This window comes from Butyrivibrio sp. MC2013 (genome assembly GCF_000424585.1).
Lineage (GTDB): Bacteria > Bacillota > Clostridia > Lachnospirales > Lachnospiraceae > Butyrivibrio.
On record NZ_AUKE01000008.1, the window covers coordinates 76,394 to 99,904 of the forward strand.

16 protein-coding genes are annotated in these 23,511 nt (G+C 43.8%); all 16 read right to left on the reverse strand.

Annotated features, from left to right (window positions below):
- Window positions 1–19 precede the first annotated feature (19 nt).
- The 16 genes from G636_RS0105970 to der all read right to left on the reverse strand — a co-directional run bounded on the left by G636_RS0105970 (window position 20) and on the right by der (window position 23,500).
- Window positions 20–838, reverse strand: a complete 819-nt coding sequence (locus G636_RS0105970) for a YhfC family intramembrane metalloprotease (RefSeq protein WP_026507301.1) — start codon at window positions 836–838, stop codon at window positions 20–22.
- 208 nt (window positions 839–1,046) lie between these two features.
- Complete coding sequence (locus G636_RS0105975; protein ID WP_026507302.1) at window positions 1,047–6,410, reverse strand: carbohydrate-binding protein; 5,364 nt, start codon at window positions 6,408–6,410, stop codon at window positions 1,047–1,049.
- A 206-nt stretch (window positions 6,411–6,616) separates the two neighbouring features.
- Window positions 6,617–8,182 carry a cardiolipin synthase gene (gene cls, locus G636_RS0105980; RefSeq protein ID WP_035778945.1) on the reverse strand — a complete coding sequence of 522 codons (1,566 nt, stop codon included), beginning with the start codon at window positions 8,180–8,182 and terminating at the stop codon, window positions 6,617–6,619.
- Window positions 8,183–8,832: 650 nt separating this feature from the next.
- Window positions 8,833–10,701: a DUF6591 domain-containing protein gene (locus G636_RS0105985; RefSeq protein ID WP_026507304.1), complete on the reverse strand. Its 1,869-nt coding sequence runs from the start codon at window positions 10,699–10,701 to the stop codon at window positions 8,833–8,835.
- A gap of 59 nt (window positions 10,702–10,760) precedes the next feature.
- Window positions 10,761–11,120: a hypothetical protein gene (locus G636_RS0105990; protein ID WP_051226590.1), complete on the reverse strand. Its 360-nt coding sequence runs from the start codon at window positions 11,118–11,120 to the stop codon at window positions 10,761–10,763.
- A gap of 158 nt (window positions 11,121–11,278) precedes the next feature.
- A complete protein-coding gene (locus G636_RS0105995) occupies window positions 11,279–12,148 on the reverse strand; it encodes an ROK family protein (protein WP_026507306.1) in 870 nt (289 codons plus the stop codon).
- Window positions 12,149–12,531: 383 nt separating this feature from the next.
- Complete coding sequence (gene pgmB, locus G636_RS0106000) at window positions 12,532–13,185, reverse strand: beta-phosphoglucomutase (RefSeq protein ID WP_026507307.1); 654 nt, start codon at window positions 13,183–13,185, stop codon at window positions 12,532–12,534.
- Between the two features lie 30 nt (window positions 13,186–13,215).
- The gene (locus G636_RS0106005) at window positions 13,216–15,507 is read right to left on the reverse strand and encodes a glycoside hydrolase family 65 protein (RefSeq protein ID WP_026507308.1); all 2,292 of its coding nucleotides are present in this window, start codon (window positions 15,505–15,507) and stop codon (window positions 13,216–13,218) included.
- Window positions 15,508–15,514: 7 nt separating this feature from the next.
- The gene (locus G636_RS0106010; RefSeq protein WP_051226591.1) at window positions 15,515–16,369 is read right to left on the reverse strand and encodes a carbohydrate ABC transporter permease; all 855 of its coding nucleotides are present in this window, start codon (window positions 16,367–16,369) and stop codon (window positions 15,515–15,517) included.
- Entirely contained in the window at window positions 16,369–17,214 is an 846-nt protein-coding gene (locus G636_RS0106015; protein WP_026507310.1) for a carbohydrate ABC transporter permease, read from the reverse strand. Before G636_RS0106015 ends, G636_RS0106010 begins: the two co-directional genes overlap by 1 nt.
- Window positions 17,215–17,345: 131 nt before the next feature.
- Window positions 17,346–18,617: an ABC transporter substrate-binding protein gene (locus G636_RS0106020; protein ID WP_026507311.1), complete on the reverse strand. Its 1,272-nt coding sequence runs from the start codon at window positions 18,615–18,617 to the stop codon at window positions 17,346–17,348.
- Window positions 18,618–18,958: 341 nt separating this feature from the next.
- Window positions 18,959–19,954: a LacI family DNA-binding transcriptional regulator gene (locus G636_RS17490; protein WP_051226592.1), complete on the reverse strand. Its 996-nt coding sequence runs from the start codon at window positions 19,952–19,954 to the stop codon at window positions 18,959–18,961.
- 221 nt (window positions 19,955–20,175) lie between these two features.
- On the reverse strand, window positions 20,176–20,415 hold the full coding sequence (locus tag G636_RS0106030; protein WP_035778947.1) for a GlsB/YeaQ/YmgE family stress response membrane protein: 240 nt from the start codon (window positions 20,413–20,415) through the stop codon (window positions 20,176–20,178).
- A gap of 23 nt (window positions 20,416–20,438) precedes the next feature.
- On the reverse strand, window positions 20,439–21,476 hold the full coding sequence (locus G636_RS0106035) for an NAD(P)H-dependent glycerol-3-phosphate dehydrogenase (protein WP_026507313.1): 1,038 nt from the start codon (window positions 21,474–21,476) through the stop codon (window positions 20,439–20,441).
- Entirely contained in the window at window positions 21,477–22,151 is a 675-nt protein-coding gene (gene plsY, locus G636_RS0106040) for a glycerol-3-phosphate 1-O-acyltransferase PlsY (RefSeq protein ID WP_026507314.1), read from the reverse strand.
- Window positions 22,148–23,500 (reverse strand): ribosome biogenesis GTPase Der, encoded by a 1,353-nt coding sequence (gene der / locus G636_RS0106045; protein ID WP_026507315.1) that lies wholly within the window; start codon window positions 23,498–23,500, stop codon window positions 22,148–22,150. Before der ends, plsY begins: the two co-directional genes overlap by 4 nt.
- Between the last annotated feature and the right edge of the window lie 11 nt (window positions 23,501–23,511).

A 23,511-nucleotide genomic window follows, 5' to 3' on the forward strand; every position in this document is an offset into this window, starting at 1 on the left:
CCAGGGGCCTACAATCTTATCAGTCTTTCAGCTTTGCATACAACTTTGCAGCAATATATATAGCTGCAATTGCCCAAATACCGCACCAAACCTCTACTGACCAAAGTGGTAATATTCCTCTCTGATAGAGAGCCGCAAAGGTATCCATCAGCATATGCATAAGGATTGCAAGGGGCAGATATTTTATCCTGGATGTGACCACACCATAATAGACTATGACTGTGAGTCCTATGTGCAGGAGCATTGCAAATACACGCTCTATAACATTCAAAGCCATCATGCCGTAGCCAAAAGAGGCAGCCGCCTGAATAGAGGGAAGAGCTATGGAAGCATTATCTTTAGTGATCTGCAGCGCAGTCATAGCTTCCCGGGTAGACATAGATGAGAAAATGCTCGCAACCACAAGACCACTGATGATCCCCGGCAAAATGACCAAAAGGACTTCTATCCCGCCGTGACCAATGCCATAAAAAACAGCGTTTTCACGGGTGCGATCTTTTTTCATAAAATATTTAAGAACAATATACCTTCCGCACTCCTCAAACACCCCCGCCATGATTACTCCGTATAAGACAAAAGCGGCTGTGTTGCCATTGATAAAGCGGGATACCGGATTATCAAGAATAATGCAGAAATAATGAACCCCAAGCTCCAGCACTCTGGCAGATACAATAAAGCCTGCAGCTCCCGCAAGTAGATATTTGAATTTCGTCTCTTCCCTATGCTTTATGCGCCAATAAATGACAGCACACACAGTTATCAGGATCATAAGAATTATAGTAATTATCAAAGCCGGAATACTGTTCTTTCCTATGACGATATCTTCAATCTCTTTCATCCTCTTCTCCCTCCATTTATGATATTCCAAGTTCCGAAGCTAGCCTTTGATATATAAAAAAGTGAACACGTTAAGTCTATATACTCGGCATTTATACTCCTTCTCTGATTTTACTATATTATTAGTAAACAAAAAATGCCATACCCGGCAATTTAAGCCGGGCATGACACTTTTTTAGCTGCGTGGGAGCCCTGTAAAAATGAATAAGTTAATTGCGCTCCGTGATATAGACTTTGACTTTGGCACTGCCAAGTGAGACTGTCACATAGCTGCCCTTCTTAAGCTTCGAAGGTACAGATACTGTGCCATCAGCCGTTACCTTGACGGAGGAACCACTGGCTTTGAAGGTCAGATCCTTAAGGTCTGTATAGTCTGCAGGCAGCACGATCTTTAGCTGCTCTTCTTTGCCATTAACAACTTCCAGTTCATAGCCTTTATCAGTCTTTGTAACATTAGGTCCTTCTACAGATATCTCACTGCCAAGAAGCGGCTTTGTGATGATGACTTTAGTCAGAGTCTGACTTGTCTTCCTGCCCTTTGTGGCAGTCCATACTATGTATGCAGTTCCGGGCTCTTTAGCTGACAGCTTAAAGGTATGGATCAGCCCCAGAAGGGAACCGGAATGCTTTACAGTTACTGCGCTGCCGTAAACTTCTGCTTTTATGGAGGCTCCTGTAAGTCCCAGTGCACCTGCTACTGTTACATAGTCATTAGGCTCTTTGCCAAGGCTCAGCTCTACAGTATCTGTTACCAGGATGCCGCCTGTGGTGAGAAGGCCTGCCTTCTTGTATTTTGGTTTGGTGTCCTTTACAGTGATCTGGACCGTTGTCAGGATCTTACCATCCTTTGTGGCAGTTGCAGTCAGTACTTTACCTGCAGGTGTTACCTGCACAGCTGCAGCAACGCCGCCCTTTAACACTACATATCTGTCAGGGCGTTTGGTCCAGTTAGCAGTAAGAGTCCATTCTACTCCGGGTACCCAAAGCGTGGAATCAGTTGCATGAAGCCTTCTGAATTCGCCTTTTTCCAGCTCTGCCTTTGTATCAACAGCTACGGGCTCTCCGTACTGGTCATCACTAGGTGTATCTGTTCCGGGATCATCCGTTCCTGGCTGATCAGGTTCTGTAGGCTCTGAAGGAACATCCGTTCCAGGATCTTCTGTTCCCGGCTGATCAGGTTCTGTAGGCTCTGAAGGAACATCCGTTCCAGGATCTTCTGTTCCCGGCTGATCAGGATCAGTTATTTCAGGCGTATAGTCAGCTATCCTTTCCAGGATGAAGCTGTCATATTCCACGTCATTCTTTGCCTTATTCATATTCCTGTCATACCAGTTATCATTGTCATAGAGCACCTTTATCTCATGTCTGCCCTTTTCAAGCCTGAGAGTCAGATGGGTGCTCTCTTGGTAATTAAAGCCCATTACAGGGAATACCAGGCTGCCCACATCCTTGCCATCAACATATACCGACCTGATAGCGCAGGCATCACCGGTTGTGGTATCTCCCACATTGTTGTAAATAGATGACAGAAGGTATACACCGTCCTTATCAAGATCAGCTGTTACTGTCACAGGTGCTGATGATGCGCGGGGATCCTTAACATATCCTCTGCCTGTATAGCCTGACTTAGAGCTTGCAAAAGAGCCATCTGCATAGCTTCCATCCTCAGCTTCCAGGGTGATCATATTTGATGGATCATTTAATACCACAGGTCTGGACATCTCAGAAGAGATGCCATCAGCATTTACAGCAACAAGGCTGTATGCTCCGTATACACTTGTATCAGGTCTGTAGCTGCCGCCGGATACAGAGATATATTCTCTGCCGGTCCAGAGCTTGTAGCTAAGGCCCGCTTTCTCTGCCCATTTAAGCTCTCCGTTTTCATAAATCAGCTCAGGAAGGTCAGGGCAAGTCACATGATTCTTGTCATCATTTAAGTTGTAAGATGAAGCATCGCTCTTACCATCTACAAGGATCTCGATATTTACTGTGCCCGTTACGTCTCCGGGAAGGATGTAATCAGATGAAAACTCCTGCCCATTGACCTTGATGGATCTGATGGTATCTCCCTTGCCTTCCAGCTTCAGGTTCAAACTAGCATTTCTGTATTTCAGGCCTGTCAGCTCAAAAGGTCCCTCCATCCAGTCAGGAACAAATGGATGGAATTTCACGCCATCTGTAGTATATTCCATACCATAGAGAACCTTGAGATAGCCTGCCAGAGTTCCTGCAATAGACCAGAGCTGTCTCTTCGAATAACCGGGAGCACCTGTTGTAAAGTCTATGACTTCACGATTAGTGAGAAGCGCAGAAGCACCATATATGCAGGAATCCCAGATCTCAGAAGCCAATGCACGATTGCCTGCATGATCAGCACCCAGCATCAGTACAGCTTCCCAGCCTGGCCACACGCCTCTGTTGTGATATATAGTGCCGCCCTGTCTGCCATTCTTCTGAGGATATACAGTAGGAGCACCAAAGGTTACCAGAGGATAGTTCTCTGCGATCTTCTGCAGCTGCTCGGCACTGCCTATGTCAAAGAGCAGAGCATAACCGTTAGATATAACATCACTCTTGTATGCAAGAGGAGAGCCCATATACTCAGGATATTCCCAGCTGGAATATATGCCCAGATCCTCTGACCACAGTCTCTCTTCTACAGTTTTCTTAAGGTTATCCCTTAGTTCTGCCCATTTCTGAACTGTATCTGCATCTTTGCCAAGGATCCTTGCAGCTTCTGACATAATATCAAATACTTCGCAGTATATGATATTTACAACAGCAGGCTTGGACTCTGCTATGTTTGCAAGGCTCTCTTTGTATGTTTCGCTCATCCAGTCGGGGTAGGTCTTGTCCCTGTGATCCAGGCCGCCTGTCTCCCCTCTAAAGAGTCCCGCCTCACTATCAAAGCACACGTGAAGGTCCTGAGCGATAGTATTTTCTGCAATATCATAGAAATCGTCAAGGATAGCAGTATCACCGGTTGCCAGATAAATCTCCCATACAGAGAGCATAGTGATGATCTTGTCATCAGATACAGGATAAGATCCGCCTGTACCTGTATCCTGTTCAAAGGTCAGAGAGCCTTCCTCTCCAACTACCTTCTCAAGGGCGCAGTTCCTTGATATCTCAGGGAAAAGAGCTGCAAGAGAATATTCGCAGGACATAGCTGTATCCCTGGTCCATACCTTGGGCCAGTCAGTTCCTGTGCGGAAAACAGTGCCATTATTTCCCTGGAACATATTCAGATAAGCTTCTTCCATTGAGAGGTTGTATACTGCCTCAGCAAGAGGAGTGTTGGGAGCCTTGAATACAGGGGAAAAAGAGATATCCTCTGAGAGCTTCCATGTATTGTCCTTGCCCTCTCTGTTTGATGTGATCTTACTGCCGCTATTGGCGATCACTCTCCAGTCGGGACCATAAGCCCGGTTTTCTTCCAGTGTATAGCCGTATGAGGAATTCTCCACATTCCACATAGCGCTCTGATAGTGATCAGGCACATAATCTGTATATACCAGACCGTCCTGAGCCTCTACCTGCAGCACCCTGCTGCTATCAGCGGCATTCTCAAAGCGCTTGTCAGATCCCATATCCCTGACTTTCCACTGTTCATTCAAAGAATCTGCAGTATCGGATATGCATACAGCAGTTCCGTTTTCGTCAATGCCTGCGTATTTACCGGATGCAGCATTTTTTAAAGTGTAATATTCGCCTTTTTTCTCCAGATCCCAGACGCAGTTATCATCTGCATTTTCTCTGCCGGAGGCATTGTAGACTATCCTGCCTTCACTGTTAACAGACAGATATTCATTTCTCTTCCATACATTCTGAAAGAGCACTGCGGATGTATCCTTTTCTGGAGCTGCCAAATCGGTATTCTCATATATCCTCAGCTGATCACAGGACACTGAAAGCTCTGTATCAAGTAAGAGCTCAAAGCTGTCAGACCAAATACCCCCTGGCAGCATAAATGTCACTTCCCCTGTTTCATCATTAACTGATACTGCCGCAGGAGTTTCTGTTACCCCTCCAGAGTTTCTGACAATGACTTTGGCCGAAACGTCTGCAGATACATTTAATCCCGATAACACAAGCTTCCTGACAGATCTCTCCTGGTCAAAGGAAAAACTGATACTATTATCTTTGCTGGCTATAGAGCTTGTTTCAACAGCTTTCTTCCAGCCGTCAGAAGTTTTGATATAAGCGTCCCTTGTGATCTCAGCAAGGTCATCTTCTACCTCTTCATCTGTACCCTTCACCACTATAGCGCCCAGCTTCCAGTCGCCTTCAGAAGCTCTGATCCTGAGCATTTGCTCGCCTTCCCTTAGACTGATGTATACAGGATCTGACAGTGTGTATCCGTCTGACCCTGAATAAATGGATACAGGCTTTTCTTCTCCTGCTACAGACAGATAAGCCGCCCTATAGATATCACCGCCTGCTTTGGTCAAAAGCCTTATCTCGTAAGGCGCTTTAATATCAGATGAGAGCAGGTAAGTCACATAGTCACCTGCATCAATATCATCTATGCAGTAACCACTGTCTGAATCTCCATCCTCATTTATCACAATGCCCGCATAATCAGAAACAAATGAAGGTGAGATTATTGTATCCTCCTTAGGATCAACATATGTTACAAGGCTCTCATCCACAAAGGAAACGGTCAATGTATCAAAATTCCATGTCCCCTTTGTATCTTCCACAGTCAGGAAGTGATATCCACTATCAACTTCTGCTGTAAAGCTCATAGGCTTATAAGTCTGCCAGCCGCCTGTCCTGTTAAGGGATATATCATATGCATGACCATCCAGATATACATTGGCTGCAGCATCATCCCTTTCAGAGCCGGCCAAAAAAGTAAACCTGTATCTGCCGCTATTTTGGGCAAAGAAGCCATAGGAAGCACTGTCACCGGCATCAAAATCCCCAAGATGTGCTCCACTGCTTGCACTCCCATCATATAGGATCTTGAACTGACCGCTGCCGGAGATATAGTCCTCAGCTTCGATCATCAGATCTAAGTCAGATGAAACTCTGCTGCCTGCACCTATCAGGGTTATACGGTCGATATTCCAGGTATTACGGGTATTTCTAATAGTGATGGAACTGATATCTTCACTCAGTTCTATGGGAACACTGACTTCAATATAATTCTGCCAGCCTCCTGTGGAATCAAATGATCCTGAAGCTATCACTTCATCACCTGTCAGGACGTCAAAGGATCCCCCTGCCTGCTCAGTACCTACTCTTACCAGCAGCTCATATGATCCTGCCGCAATACCTGCCAGGTTAAACGTCAAACTATTTCCCACAAAAAAATCGCCTATATAACCGCTGCCGCTATAGGCATTACCATCTTCCAGCTTTTTGCCCCCCTGGCTGGAAGAGTGATCCTCTGCTTCAATAAGAAAAGCATTGGATTCATTCATGCTCACCCCGTCACCGCCTTTTGCAAAGACTGTAACAGCAGGTAAAGCTGCAGGCATTGCACCTGCCGCAAGACTCACCGCCATAGCAAATGAGCACATGCGCTTGTAGGTCTTTCTTCCCCTCTTTTGGACCTTTACTCCCATTTCCTTTCTCCTTTTTATTATTTATCTGGTTTTGATATAACCCTATAAATAACATATAAAATCGGAGAAACTATAATAATATAGGTTGTTTTCCTAAAATTGGAATCTTTTTACTTTAAATTGGAGACCCATGTAAATAATCCACTGCGCTTGCTCTTTTTTTACCTTTACCGGATAAGTTTTACCCTTTGGATCATAGATAATAATCACATAAGGGGTGCAAGAAGACGAAGTATGAGCTGTCCAAAGCGCATGTGTGCAGCCATCCCGGACCTGTAGTCCTCAGTGACCTCCCTGGATACTTTTAAAGTCTCGTCCATATCTTTCTTGATATCCATGACAGCTTCGGAAGCTATCATAAGGCAGCCATCCTCAAAATGATGATAGAGACTCCTGTAATCCATGTTGATGGTGCCGCAGCTGGCGATAATATCATCAGACACACTCATCTTGGCATGGCAAAAGCCTGGAGTATATTCAAATATCCTCACCCCGTCACGTACAAGCCTGCTGTAATAGGATCTGGTGATCATGTATACTATCTTTTTATCCGGAATCCCCGGAGTGATGATCCTCACATCCACTCCTCTCTTGGCAGCAAGTCCCAGGGTCCTGCTCATCTCATCCGTGATGATAAGATATGGAGTTATGTAATAGAGATATTTCTGAGCCCTGGAAGCCATGCACATATATACATCCTCTCCCACAGGCTTCTTATCCATGGGATTGTCTGCATAGAACTGTACAAAGCCGCAGTCAGAGGCTGCAGTATAGTCCAGGCGAGGAAGATATTTATTGATTAGTCCGTCATCGTCCTTGTCATCAGCCCTGACAGCATTCCACATCTCAAGAAAAGTGGCAGTCATAGACCTTACGGCATTACCCTTTAGTCTGACACCTGTATCCTTCCAATGACCATGAGGCACAGAGAGATGTACATACTCGTTGGCTATATTATATCCTCCGGTATAGCCTATCTCTCCGTCTACAACAGTGATCTTCCTATGATCCCTGTTATTGAGAAACATATTCAGAAAAGGCCCCATGGGATTAAAGACTCTGCAGCTGATCCCGCGCTTTCTTAGCTTCTGAGCAAAATAATTACTGATATAGCCTATACTGCCTATATCATCGTAGATTACTCTGACTTCTACTCCTTCTCTGACTTTCTGAGCCAGGATATCTTCAATCTCCTGCCAGCACTCCTTATCATCTATAAGGAAATATTCAAGAAAGATAAACTTCTTTGCCGCCAGGAAATCTCTCTTCTGACTCTCAACAGCTTCTGCTGCATCCTTAAAATATCTGACAAGCGTATCCCTGTATAAAGGATATCCGCTCTCCTTTTGGATATAAGTGCAAATGCCCGCGCAGGAGCTGTATGACTGAGACACCTTGCTGATAACAGCAGGATCCTGAGGAAGGTGACGGAACATAATATTATCGATGGCTTCATATCTCTTCCTCATGCGTCCTGTTGAACCGGACAGACCTATGAGCAGATACAGCGACACTCCCACTATAGGCACCGCCATCATGAGAATGATCCAGGGCATCTTAATTGAAGGCGAGCCGTACTGACTATAGATCGCTACCACCAGAGCAAGAGCCAGCAGCCTATTGATCACAGTTATCAGCCCAAGATAATTCTCCAGCCTGGTATAAAAGACAATCCAGAAAAAGAGTATCTCAAGTATGATAGCTATTCCAAAAAATACAAACCTTAAGATACCGTTTTTAGTTGCAGCTTTATCTTCATAAGACTTTGTCATATAGACACACTCTCTCCCTGGCAATATTTTTTCCACTTAAACCTGCACATTTCACAGTGTTTCAACGCCGTTGCTCTTCACTCATTTCTATTACTTGAAGCACTTGTGCAGAAGGTTATTTCTTAGATCGCGACACTCCAAATGGTGTTTTACTAAATTCTTCCGCAGCCTTCTATAATTGCGCCGCACTCGAAAGAAACTCACCTGACAAAAGGAACTATAGTTCCTTTTGTCAGGTTCAGACAACTTTCTCGCGGGCGCTTAGAAGACTGCGTATGAAGAATTAGTAAAACTATGTATTCTTGGATAAAGCTTCCAAGAATACATACCATTTGAAGTGAATGCTCACTGCAGAAATAACCTTCTGCTACAGTGCTTTTTGTATATTTGTCAGCGAGTGAAGAGCAACTAACTGAATCACAATCAAATCTTAGTGTTATAGTTTTATTATACCCGAATATAAATGCATGACGCCCATAAATAATCGATAGACTTCACTATATAAATACAAAGCAATACTTCTTACAATCTGCAGTTTCTAAAAAATAATAGTGAAAAGGGGCTGACCTTCAAGTCAGACCCTTTTCCATTTATCGAGCTCTCAAATAATGTACAAACGCTTAATGGCTAAAAACAAGCACTAGTGTCTTTTACAATGATTCCAGCATTTTCTTTTCAACACGAGCATTAACATCAAGATAGTACTCCAATTCCGCATCGTTAAGATCATCATCTTCCCATTCGGAAAAGCTTTCATTCATCTCCTCAAGCTCCGTGAGCATATCAAAGTATTCCCCAAGAAGCTTGGTATCAGTTGGATTTTCATTGTATTTTTTCATAAAATCAATGTATTCGTCATAAAAATCCTCGTAATCATCCATAGCCTGTTTAAACTCCGGACGAATATCTGATGAAGCCGCGGACTCAAGTGTATTTGATGTTTCATGCTCTTCTGCATCAGATGAATTAACATCTTCATCATTTACAGTATCATTTATTGTTTTTGATCCTCCGATTTTCCCCTCAAATGTAGTTATTTCCTTTTTGGCTTTATCAATGTCTCCACTATATAATTCTGATCTTACATCCCCCCAGAAACTATATAGATCCGAACGAGTGTCTGACCATTCTTCATAAATGCCACCACGAGCATCAGACCACCAATCATATGCATCACTTCGCGCATCTGACCAGTCACTATAGTCAACATCTTCCGGAATATCTCCTAAGATACCTCCATAGCAGTAGTCTTTAATATCTTCCAATAGATCTTTGTAGATATCATCCTTGATGTACTCACATGCATCTTCATAAATACAATACTTGAAGTTATCCAACTCCAGATATTTATCTTTATTTGATAAATCGGAATCCACAACCAGCTTTGCATATAACACGCCGTAATTAGATATCATATTCAGCATCTCTACACTTGCGTCTTCTACATGCTCATAATAGTCCTCTATGTCATCAGTATTTTCAACGTATTTATCATATGTATCTATTTTTGATGAAAGATCAGTCCACTCATTTTTCAATGCCTGAACACATTCTGAAACATGCGCATCTACGACATCTTCTATATCCTCATAGGATTCTGCGGGTCTTAAACTTGTATCAAACTTTGCATCCGGATAAATATCTGATTCTTTTCCCTTATTTTTTTCTTTTTCAATCCTTTTCAGAAAGTTACTGTATTTTTTCTCAGCACGTTCTGTATCTTCGCTATATATCGCACTGGACATATCACTATAGAAAGAATATATATCTGATGCAGCGTCAGAATACAGGCTATAAACTTCAGATGAAGAATCATACCACTGTGAATACTCTTCAGAGCATATATTGACCCACTCACTGTAATCAGCAGAGTCGTTACCGTCTTCCAATACTCCATCATAAAAATATTTCTTCATGTCATCCATAAGCTCGTCATAGATCTCATCCTTGATCTCATCACAGGCGTCGTCATAGATGCAGTCACTTATTCCTTCTATTGCATCATATTTATCTTCTTTTGACATATCAGAATCCAGTATCATTCTTGCATATACCGCGCTATACTCTCGAAGCATAATGCACATCTGCCTTGTATCATCCTCAATTGTCTTATAGAAATCTGAAATCTCCTCCGAATGTTTACAATACTTATCATAAGAATCAATCTCTGCGCTTAATTTCTCTACACGGGAGCTCAATGATTCTATACAATCCGACAAGTGTTCTTCAATGCGGTCTTCCAACTCGTCCAAACTGCTGATCCCTTCCAGATCTATCACGAATTGACTGCTATCAGTATCCGTATCGGTAATTTCCTTATTTTCCTCTGCACTTGCCTCACCTGTAGTTACTTCCTCTGCGCCTGGCTCCTCAAAAGAAGCCGACTCTTCTGTATGCTCAACTTGTATTTCTTCCTTTGAGGTCAGATCCTCAGTTGCTTTTCCGCATGCAACCATCAAAAGAGAAGTTAACACTACTACACATAATACAACGCTCCACTGACCATAATGTCTTTTCATAACTTATTCAAACCTCCATATGCAATAATATTTTCTGTCAAATAACTACTTACAACTATTTAAATATTTACATCGCCACCTTTCTCATGCTTGATTTCCACAATTATCTGGCGAACTCTTCTCTCAGATAGTCCAAGAATTTTAGCCATTTCCGATGGCTTCATCGTACACTGATGTTCCATGATAAATTCTTTTCGATATTCAATTGAATATAGTTTCTGGGGAAATGTGATACTGAGCCCTGAAAATTGCTTCCAGATCTTTATTGTTGCAGCATCGCCCAGCAATTCAGCTAATTCTTTATATACGCCGCAATAGCGTTCCGCATTGCTGTTCATTGCTTCTACCTCCTCTACGTTATTCAATTGTAATGAATCGTTCTTGAAGATATCACCAGCCTTGTTCCATGCATTATTCATATGAAATTTACGCAGTTTTTTTCCATATACATTTCCTGCATATCCTCCTTTCAATGGAGGCCAGGATTTTTACGCGAAAGAAAAAGAGCTATAAATGACAGTGCTTTGTCATCTATAGCTCCTACAAATAGATCTTATAAAAAAATAACGATATAGCTTTATTTGAGCATATCAAGTCCCAGCATTGCTGCGCCCAGGATGCCCTGATCATCTCCAAGTGCAGGGGATATGATGTAGTTATCCATATCCTTTAATTCTGCAGTTTCAAGATATCCGTTTAACAGCTCTGCTGTCTTCTTCCTGATTATGGGGAAGAGCTGTTTCTGGTGCATCACACCTCCGCCCAGGATGATCAGCTTAGGGCTCAGGATCAGTATATAGCTTACCAGTGCCTGGGCTATATAGCTGCTCTCCAGCTCCCATACTTCGTCTCTGTCAGCCAGTTCCACACCTTTTTTTCCCCATCTCTCTTCAATAGCGGGACCTGCGCACATACCTTCAAAGCAGGTCTTGTGATAAGGGCATTTGCCTGCATAATCATCGCCTTGTATCCTGGACATAAGGATATGACCCATCTCAGGATGGAGCATGCCGTGGAGGAGATTGCCTCCTGACATCACGCCGCCGCCAATGCCGGTCCCGATAGTCAGGTATATGGCATCAGATATTCCCTTAGCAGCACCAAAGGTCACTTCACCCAGAAGAGAACCGTTAACATCGGTATCAAAGCCAATGGGAATATTCAGCTCTTTCTTAAAGTATCCAACTATGTCTGTATTTCTCCACGCAAGCTTGGGCGTGGATGTGATATAACCATAGGTATCTGACTCTTTGTTTAGATCAATAGGTCCAAAGCAGCCTATACCAAGTGCTTCGATACCTTTATCTCTAAAAAAGTCTGCAAGTACAGGCAAGGTCTCATCAGGCGTAAGTGTAGGATAGCTCACTCTCTCTAATATCTCACCATTATCCTTAACAATGGCGCACACCATCTTGGTGCCGCCAGCCTCAAGCGCTCCAAGTAACATAGCTAATTCCCCCTATAAAATAAATGATATAACATATTATAATATATTATATCATTATCAACATGTCAAAGCATATATTATGAGGTAGGTGTCAGTTCCTAACGAGCGCTGCTGCAGAAGTTATTATATGAAGCGAACATTCACTTCAAATGGTTGTTTTTGCTTATTCTTCAATCACAGCCTTAATGCGCCCACGAGAAAGCTGTTTGAACCTATCAAAAAGGGAACTATAGTTCCCTTTTTGATAGGTGAGTTCTTTCGAGTGCGGCGTAATAAAAAAGGCTGTGATGAAGAACTTAGCAAAACACCATTTGAAGTGTGTGAGCGAATAAATAACTTCTGCAGCAGCGAAATCCAAGAACTAAATGCTCGTTAACCATGCATTAGGCAAGCTCCACAAGCTTATCATAGCTAAGCTTAGAGGTATCTGCCAGGATCAGGTCGGCTGCTCCCATCATGTCAGGAGAACCTACGCCTACAGCTCTCATACCAGCTCTGTGGATGGAATCAATGCCCACAGCAGCATCCTCGATACCAATGGCATCGCGTCCGTCCACGCCCAGACTTACCAGACAATCCATGAAGATATCCGGATAGGGCTTTGATCTCTTTACTCTGTTTACATCTGCGATATAGTCAAATTTGTCAAAAATCTGAAGCTGGCGCAGGATGGTCTCTGCATTATGGCTTACAGATGCCAGGCCCTTCATGATGCCATGCTCTTCAAGTTCTTTAAGGAGCTCTGCTATACCGGGAAGCATATCTCCAGGAGTGATCTTCAGTATCAACTTCTTGTAGTTCTCATTTTTCTCAGTGCAAAGCGCCTCTTTTTCTTCCTGTGTAAAATTCCTCTTCTGAGGATCATTCCTCAGGATAATCTCAAGAGAGTCCATTCTGGATACGCCCTTAAGCTGCTCATTGACCTTCTCATCAAAGGGTATCCCCATTTTGTCTGCCAGTTCTTTCCACGCCTCATAGTGATAGCTGGCTGAATCGGTGATAACACCGTCCAGATCAAAAATAACTGCCTTTAACATTTCCCCTAAATTCTCCTTTTGTCTGTATATTTATTTTTTCTGATGAAGCTTTAGAGGACTATCAGCCTTTAGCAAGTGATCTTCACCCCATACTTTGATCGATAGCTCCGGTCCATCCAGGAGAGTGACTGTTACTTCATCTGTGAGAACACAGACTTCTATCCTGCTATCTCCCTTTTTGAAACGGAATCTGTAACCCTTCCAGCTATCCGGTACGAAAGGATCCAGAGACAATTCGTCTCGCCTGATAGTAAGCCCTGCAAATCCGTATACGATAGCCATATAGCTGCCGCCCATATTTGCAGTATGGATTCCATCTCCCGTATTCCCCTGCAGATTCATCAAATCCATTTTAACAGAATCGCCAAAATAGGAAAGAGCTTTTTTCTTTTCTCCAAGCCTTGCTGCAGCTATGGCAAATACACACCTGGACAAGGAGGAATCATGAGTGGTGATCTTTTCGTAATATTCAAAGGACTTCTTCCTGGTCTCAGCATCCACCCTGTCTTCAAAAAGGAAATGGGCCAGTACGGTATCCGCCTGCTTGCAGACCTGGTATCTGTAGAGCTCCAGCGGATGATGATGCATGAGAAGAGGGAATTCCTCCTTGGGAGTTGCCTCAATGTCCCATACAGGCTTTTGAAGGAAGGAATCATCCTGAGGATTAATGCCCAGCTCTTCATCATAGGGCAGATAGATCTTCTTCGCAGCCTCTTTGAGACTTTCCAGCTCTTCTCTTGACGAAGAGAGCTTATCCATTAGCCTTCCTCCGTCTATAACTGTGATCTCTTCCATGATCTGTGCTGCTCTCTCCATATTGTAGGCTGCACAGAGATTGGTATAGTAATTATTATTCACCATACAGGTGTATTCATCAGGACCTGTCACGTCAAAGAGCATAAAACGGTCCTTGTAATAGCTTCCTGCGCATCTCCAGAGCCTTGCTGTTTCCAGGAGTATTTCTTCTCCCTTATCCATCATAAAGTCTATATCTCCGGATATGTCATAATAGGAGCATATAGCATAGGCTATGGCTCCGTTAATATGATAAGCAGCAGTACCGGATACATAATAACCTGAGCACTCTGTACCATTTATGGTCCTCCAGGGATAGAGTGCACCTTTTTTGTGCCCCAAAAGTCTTGCATTTTCCCTGGCTTCCTTCAGGGTATCATATCTGTAGCTGATAAGGCTCCTTGCCACTTCTCTGTCTGTCAGGTTAAAGAAGGGCATCAGGAACATCTCTGTATCCCAGAAATAGTGGCCCTCATAGCCTTCACCAGACAGGCCCTTGGCTGCTATGGAGCTGCGCTTCATAGTGCCTGCAGATTGCAGCAGCTGATAGATATTAAAGCATGCTGAGAGGGAGCTGTCCTCGTCCCCTAGTATCTCCATATCAGCATTGTCCCAGAATGCAGCCATATACTGCTCCTGAGCATCATAATAGTATGCGCTCTTATTACTGATAGCACTATCCAGCATAGTCATCACAGAGGCCCCAGGATCTTCTTCTCTAAGACTGTCTGCAAATACCACGTAACCTGTCAGGACTGCAGTATCATTTTCCTTTAATCTGCAGCCGGCTCTATATATAACCTTCTCCCCTTCTTTATTGTAAACACAATCTATCTTTTTTCCGGCAGCAGTACACTCATGTGCCGAAGCAATAGCTACAGTGATACCGCTCACCCTTGTCTTTGTAAGGCTAAGGCTCCTGTCTTTAAGGGCTTCGATCCGCTGGGGCTCCAGATAGCAGTTCCCCTCAGCTGCCATTCTGGGGTCGTCGGGATTAGCATAGTTATTAGCCTTTGCAATATGCAGAGCTTCAAATGCTATATCACCTTCAAAGTTCAGGCTCCTTACTTCCATATCCAAAATAAAGAGATTCTTTAGCACAAAAGAAGTCATCCTTTTTACTCTGAGCTCTATTTCTTTGCCGCTTTCAGAGCGCCATCTGACCTCTCTAATACTGATACCCTTGTCCATATCCAGGCTTCTGATCTCAGACAATACAGTCCCCTTACCGTATTCCATGCGCTCGCCGTCTATGGATATATATACAGTCTGCAGATCACCTGAGTTGATCATGGTCTGCTTCTCTTCTATCAGACCAAACAGGCTCTCCGCCTGCTTCATGGGAATGATCTCGTATACCCCGTTCAGATACATGCCCCTGCAGGTATTCTTACCATCCGGAAGTCCTTCTTCATTGCATCCCCGGACGCCAAGATATCCGTTGGCAGTGGAAAAAAGTGTTTCTGCAAGCATTCTCTCTTTATCATCTGCGTGGGTCATGTTCCTGGAAATAATACGTTTATTCATAGTCAGATCATCCCTTTACTGCGCCTGCTGCGACGCCCTTTACAATGTATTTTTGCCCTGCAAGATAAAAAATAAGCACAGGTATGATAGTAACCACAAGGGCTGCCATAGCTTCATTCCAGCTAATGGTATACTGACCAAAAAACTGGGCTGTTGCCAGAGGGACAGTCCTGTTAACCTTGGACTTAAGTGTTAATGAAGGAAGTAGATAATCGTTCCATATCCATATTACATCTAAAATCACAACTGTAACAGTAGTGGGTTTCATATTTGGAAATACTATTTTCCAATAAGTGGACCAGGCATTACAGCCATCGATCCTGGCAGCCTCCTCCAAAGATACGGGAATGGAGTTTACAAAACCAGAATAGAGAAAAACGCCCATTCCGGCACCAAAGCCTATATACATGTATATAAGACCCGGTATGGTATCCAGCATCCTGATACCTGTGTTTCGCTGTATGATGCTCATCTCCTGCATCAGAGGCATCATCAGTGTCTGAAAAGGTATGAGCATGGTGGCGATGAGAAGATTGTAGATAGCTGTGGATAGCTTATTCTTTTGCCTTGTGATCATCCATGCAGTCATGGAAGTCAGGATCACAATAGCCAGTATGGAAAAGACTGTGAGCATCAGAGAATTTCTAAAGGATACCGCAAAATTAACCTTTTCCAGAGCGCTGGCATAATACTGAAAAGACAGCACTTTTGGTAAAGCAACCATGTTATCGTACATCTCCGCCCTGCTCTTAAAAGAGTTGGTAACTATAAGATATATGGGAAAGAGATAAAGCAGGCAAAATACCATGAGCGCAAGATCAGCCGCAATGGATGCGATCTTTCTTTTTAAATCTTTTGTCATCACAGCTCTACCTCCCTCTTTCTGGTGATAGTCACCTGCACCAGAGTGATACATGCAACAATTGCAAAGAATATGATAGCCTTGGCCTGACCATAGCCAAAATTATTAAGGCTAAAGATCTCTGATACTATGTTCATGGAGAACATCTCCGACTGATTACCGGGGCCTGATCCCGTAAGGGACAGATTGACATCGTATACCTTAAAGCAGTTGGAAAGTGTCAGGAAAAGGCTGATGGTAAATGAAGGCATAAGAAGTGGAAAGCGGATCTTAAAGAGTGTCTGTAAAAAGCCTGCTCCGTCCACACCTGCAGCTTCGATCACATCATCAGGTATAGCCATGAGTCCTGTGATATATATGATCATTACATACCCTGCCATCTGCCAGCAGGTCACTATGATCATGGCAGCCATGGCCTTATGCGCATCTGTCAGCCAGTTACCCCAATTAATTGAGATAAAGAACTCTGAGAATATACTCTTCCAGATATAACCCAGGATAAGTCCGCCTATAAGGTAAGGCATGAGAAGCATGGTCCTTGCTATATTCCTGGTCCTAAGATTTGTAGTCACTATTATGGCAAAGGTCAGTCCCAGGAGATTTATAGCCACAACAGAAAAGATCGTAAAGATGACAGTCCTGATCTCCGCCTGAAGAAATCTGTCATCTGAAAATACATCAATATAATTCCTGATACCTACAAACTCTGCCGCATGCTTTGCCATTCCATCCCAGGACACGAAGGTATAACCTATACCAATGAGGAAAGGGATCACAACCACACTGAGGAATATGAGCATAAGGGGCAGTGTAAATACCGCATACCATAATTTAGATGCCTTCATCTATACCTCCATAGATCAGATAAAAAGTGTTTTTCTCAAAAATACTGTTCACACCATTTCTGATGTGAACAGCCTGTCTTTTGGTAATTATTTTTTCATAGCCTGTATAGCAAGCCAGGCCAGATCAGCTATTATTTTGCTGCATTTACAAATGCGTCATTGAGCTGATCAAGGAGCTCATCTCCTGTCATATCACTGGTGAAGAACTGGGCTGTGATAGGTGCCAGCTCATTGGTGATAAGACCAGCAGGCCAGTTGGACATTACCCAGGGCATTGTCTTGCCAGCTGCAACAGTGTCTGCAACAGACTGTGACAGAGGATCGAGCTGCTCAGACTTCATACCGTCTACTACAGGGATAAAGCCAAACTTATTCATCAGATAATCAACACCTGTTTCGCTTCCATAGAGCCAGTCAAGGAAATCCATAGCTGCCTTCTTCTGAGCAGGATCAGCGTCCACATTTACGTACCAGGATGTAGGAACGGATACAGACACCTTGTCATTGCCCTGGATCGGAAGGGGAGCGATAGCCATATCAAAGGCTACATCATAGTCTGCAAACATTGAGTAGCACCAGTTGCCCTGATGTACAGCAGCGCTCTTTCCTGTAGCAAAATCACCGCAGTTGCCGTCATAAGCGATATCCATAGGATTGGTGCAATTGTCACGGATAGCTTCCATTACCCTGGCAAAATCCTTAAATGCATCATTATCTGCAAAGCGAGCATTTCCTGCAAGAACATCTGCCAGATACTGATCAGGATCTGCTTGAACAGCAAAAGGTGTATTTAAGATGTGAGCGATAAGGAAATAATCTTCCTGGGAAAGTCCAAAGCCGTTTACCCCTGCAGCCTTCTGATCCTGAAGGAAGGATATGAAAGCATCGGTATCTGTAACCTTGGAAGGATCATAGAGGTCTGCATTATATACAACGCCAAAGCCCTCAACTGTATAAGGGATACCTACTACCTTGCCGTCTACTGTATCAAGAAGCTTGTCTGAGATCTTACCTGCAACTTCAAGGGATCCTATATCCTCCAGGTAATCAGCCATCTCCCTGGACTCAGAGCCGGGAGCCAGTGAGAAAAGTGCAGGTCCGGTTCCGTTAGAAAGGTTGGTCTTGAGATCTGTAAAATATGAATCACCTGTAGTCTCCCATACTTCTATCTCTACGCCTTTCTCCTCTTTGTAAGCCTCAGCCAGCTTATTAAGCTCTCCCATGATCTCTGTCTTTGACTGGAAGAGTACAAACTTGTCAGCAGCGGCTACTTCTGCTGCATCCTGTGTGTTTGCTGCGGCATTATCATCAGCAGCGGGGGCCTCTTTAGAGCAGCCTGCAAGCATAGCTGCTACAGTTACCACGCTGAGCATAGCAGTTCCTAACTTAGCTAATTTTTTCATAATCATCCTCCATAATTTTCAATACCAACTCATTTTTCTTGTATCCACAAGCAACCGATTCGCGACTCGGTGCATGTAAAACGTTATATGTGTATTTTAATAACTTTCATTATAGAGTCAATGGCCTGTCGTTATTTTCCCCGTTATAGATATTTTCGGCTTTTTATCTTTAGTGGTTTTTTATGGAATATCATATTATATGTAAAAAAATAAGTAAATCGTTTACTTATATTTAGTAAACGTTTTACTTATTTTGAATAGTTTTTACCTTTTTTACAGGCTGTTCATGCAAAGGAAATATGATTACAGATCATGCTTCCCTGCTTTTATCTTTTATGCTTTTATCTATTATGCTCTTTTGTTTTTCCCAAAATAGCTTTTTGTGTGGAGTTTCTCCACTGAACCCTGGCATTTACAGTGAAGGTATCGTAATTACATCCCCCATCTATCATCTCTATAAGATCCTGAGCAGCCAGATACCCTATCTCATAATAGGGGATCGATACCGTTGTAAGACCATATACTTCAGACATTTCTCTGTCATCAAAGCCGCATACAGCTATATCTTCAGGCACCCGGATATTATTCTCCTTAAAGGCCTCTATAGCCCCTATGGCCATAGTATCATTGGCACAGACCAGGACCTGGGGCATATTCTCAGACAACATGATCAGCCTGGCAGCCTGCCTTCCGCTGTTCTCTCTAAAGTCTCCCGTATAATGATCTTCACTTTTAAAGACAATATCATGCTCCCTTAGCACGTCCCTGAATCCGCGGAACCTTTGCCTTGTATCATCGCTTTCAGGGCCGCTCAGAAAAGCAAAATGCCTAAAGCCCTTATCCACCAGCCCTGAGACAAGCTCCCTTTCAGCCTGGTAATTACCTACTACCACGCTTTTGATCCCTCTCTGGCCCAGGACTCTGTCCAGCAATACAAGAGGAAAGCCGTTCTCTGCCTTTTTGATAAGAAGGCTGTCAGGGCAGGTGATATCCTGCACTATAGCCCCACAGGTATAGAGGCCTGACATGAATTTCTCAGCACTCTTACCGGAACATATGATCAGGTCATAGCCTCTGGAATAAACATAATCGCTGATACCATGGATCACTTCCAGGTAAAATTTCCTGTCAAAGTCGCTAAAGATAAAGAGAATGGTCCTGGCAGTGCCGTTTTTCAGCGCTTTCGCAGCTTCATTAGGCTGATAATCCAGCTCTCTGCAGATCTTTAATATTTTGTTCCTGGTAACCTCGCTGCAATTCGCTCTTCCATTGAGTGCATTGGAAACAGTAGAAGGAGACACTCCTGCAATTTGGGCTATATCCTTGATTCCGGGCATCTTATACCTCTTCTTGTAATTGCTGTTCTTTTGATTCAAAAAGCCCCGGAAATTAACATCCGGGGCAAATGACACAGTTAAACTCGCAAACGCTTCGCTTTTTGCTCGTTATAAAATCACTGCTGACGCAGTTCTACGGGTACGGGGCTTATAACCCCGCACCCGTAATCAAGATATTCCCACCACCTAAAGGTGGTGGGTTATCTTGATTATTTTATACATTATTTAAACAATATTCTGCCTGCAAATATAAGAGCACATGCTCCCACTACGCTGACGATCATATTACCTACAAAACTTCCTGTGGAAGTAAGTCCGATAAGGCCAAAGAGAATGCTGCCAACAGCTCCCCCTGCAATACCCAGGATGATGTTCCTGAGAAGGCCTCCGCTGGTATTCATGATGTTGCTGGCGATCCATCCTGCTACTGCTCCCAGGATCAGTGATACGATAAGTGACATAATTTTACTCCTCCCTTTTTAATTTATTCATCAGGCCATGAAAGTGTATTATTCTCGACCTTGCCGTCCCTCAGCATAAGGTCTGCAACAGCTTCCCTGGCGCTTTTGCCATTAAAAAGCACTTCGCATACCTGCTCGATAATAGGTGTTTCCACCTTATATTTCCTGGCAAGCTCCAGCGCCGCCTTAGCACTGAATACTCCTTCAACCACCATATGGACTTCATCCATGGCTTCATCAGGAGTCTTGCCCTGACCAATAAGTATGCCTGCTCTTCTGTTTCTGGAATGCATGGATGCACAGGTCACTATCAGGTCTCCTATACCGGTGAGGCCCGAGAAGCTCTCAGCCTGTCCTCCTGCAGCCATACCCAGTCTTGTTATCTCAGTTATCCCTCTTGTGATAAGTGCTGCCTTGGTATTGTCTCCGTAGCCCAGCCCATCAGCTATACCTGCCGCCAAAGCTATGACATTCTTGCAGGCACCTCCCAGCTCTATACCTGTCATATCAGGGCTGATATATACCCTGAACACCTTGCTCATAAAGATATTCTGCAATCTTCTGGCAAGGCTGGCTGTAGATGCGCCCACTACTATAGCCGTAGGCATCATCCTGCCCACCTCTTCTGCATGTGAAGGGCCTGACAGGACAGCTACATTTCCCCTCTGTATCCTGCCGTCAAGCTCGTCTTCTATGACCTCCGACACCAGGAGCATAGTTGATTCCTCTATGCCCTTGGAGCAGGTCACTATCACCTGATCTATGCTGACAAAGGGAGCTATCTTCTTGCAGGTCTCCCTGGTCTTGGCAGCAGGTACTACCATCAAAATAATATCCTTGTCTTTAACAGCAGTCTCTATATCAGAAGTATATCCTACTGTATCCGGAAGTATTACTCCCGGAAGCTTGTCTTTATTTTCATGACTTCTTGTCAGCTCTCTGACCATCTCGTCGCGTCTGGACCAGACAGTAACATTATATCCCTTGCTTCCAAGAACAAAAGCCAGAGCCATTCCCCAGCTTCCTGCACCCAAAATGCCTATACTTAAAGTCTCTTCCATTTAATCCTCTGCATTCTTTTTCTTGAAAATATATGTTTTGCGTTCAGTATGGTTCACCAGCTTGTTGATATTGGACCTGTGCTGCCAGAAGGCAAGGCATGTCATGACAATGGCTATGATATACATCTCAACCCTGTCAGCTGCAGCCATAGCTCCGAATCCAAAGAGCCCCTTCTCTCCCTCGAACATGAGCAGGATCACAAAACCCAGATAGAGAGCAAGAGACCCCAGTGACACATAGTGTGTCAGATTAAAAATGAGAAGGAATACTATCAGGAACATGGGAATAAAGGTCCAGTGAAAAGCTATCATAAAGCCGCAGGTTGCAGCTATTCCCTTACCCCCCTTGAATTTCATGTAAAAAGGAAAATCATGTCCAAGTATAGCTCCAAATGCTGTATACATCTTAAGCAGATACACATGCTCCGGATATGCGGAGGAAAAGAGGAAACCTACCAGGCATACAGCCAGTGCACATTTGAGCATATCTCCGAAAAGAACGATAAATCCGGCCTTGGCCCCAAGGACTCTTAAGGTGTTGGTGGTACCTGCATTGCCGCTGCCATACTGTCTGATGTCGATACCCTTTAGTCTTCCGTAGAAATACGCAGTCTGGATCATGCCAAAAACGTAGCCAATGGCAATACAAATAAATCGAAGGCTTGTCATAGTCATTTGTTGTTTCCCTTTATCGAATTATCGCCCTTTCTCTCTCTGATTATAAATCTAAGCGGTGTACCCGCAAAACCAAATGCTGCCCTTACCTGATTCTCAATATACCTGGTGTAGGAGAAATGCATCAGTTTTTTGTCATTTACAAAAATGACAAAGGTGGGAGGACATACTGATACCTGAGTCATGTAGTAGACCTTGAGTACCCTGCCCCTGTCTGACGGAGGCTGCTGCATTACCAGAGCCTGCATCAATATCTCATTAAGGACACCTGTTGCCACACGCATGGAATGATTCTGATATACAGCATCTATCATATCATAGAGCTTGACCAGTCTCTGACCGGTCTGAGCCGATATAAAGAGTATCTCAGCATAAGGCATAAATGCAAGAGTCTGACGGATCTTCTCCGTAAACTTGCCCACAGTATGATTATCCTTTTCGATAAGGTCCCACTTATTAACAGCAATTATAACAGCCTTGCCATTGTCATGAGCTATGCCTGCTATCTTGGCATCCTGCTCAGTGACTCCTTCCTCTGCATTGATGACAAGGACACATACACTGGCTCTCTCAACAGCGGTAACTGTCCTGACCAGCATATACTGTTCCAGGTTCTCTTTGATCTTATTGTGACGCCTGATACCTGCGGTATCGATAAATGTATATTCCTGACCGGCGTGTATGATCTTGGTATCTATGGCATCCCTGGTAGTACCTGCTACATCTGATACGATCAGCCTGTTCTCACCGATGAGACGGTTGATGATACTGGACTTGCCCACATTGGGCTTACCGATTACAGCCACCTTGATGCTGTCATCCTCTTCCTCTTCCCTTATCTCCTTCTCATCAGGAAAATGCTCGGCAACAGCTTCCAGCATATCGCCTATACCCTGCATATTGGCAGCAGAGATCGGTACAGGATCGCCTATTCCCAGATTGTAGAATTCATATACATCCAGGCTGTCTCTCTTATAGGAATCCACCTTATTAACAGTCAGTACCACAGGCTTGCCGCTTCGGCGCAGCATATCAGCCACCTGAGCATCAGCATCGGTCACGCCCTGCTTTAGATCACAGAGGAAAATGATCACATCAGCAGTATCAATGGCCATCTGGGCCTGTTCTCTCATTTGAGAGAGGATGACATCCTTGCTGTCAGGCTCTATACCGCCTGTATCTATCAGGGTAAACACCCTTCCCAGCCACTCTACATCCGCGTAGATCCTGTCCCTGGTAACACCGGGAGTATCTTCCACAATGGAGATCCTCTTGCCTGCCAGAACATTAAACAATGTGGATTTGCCCACATTAGGGCGCCCCACCACAGCTACTATCTGTTTTCTCATATAACTCCTTT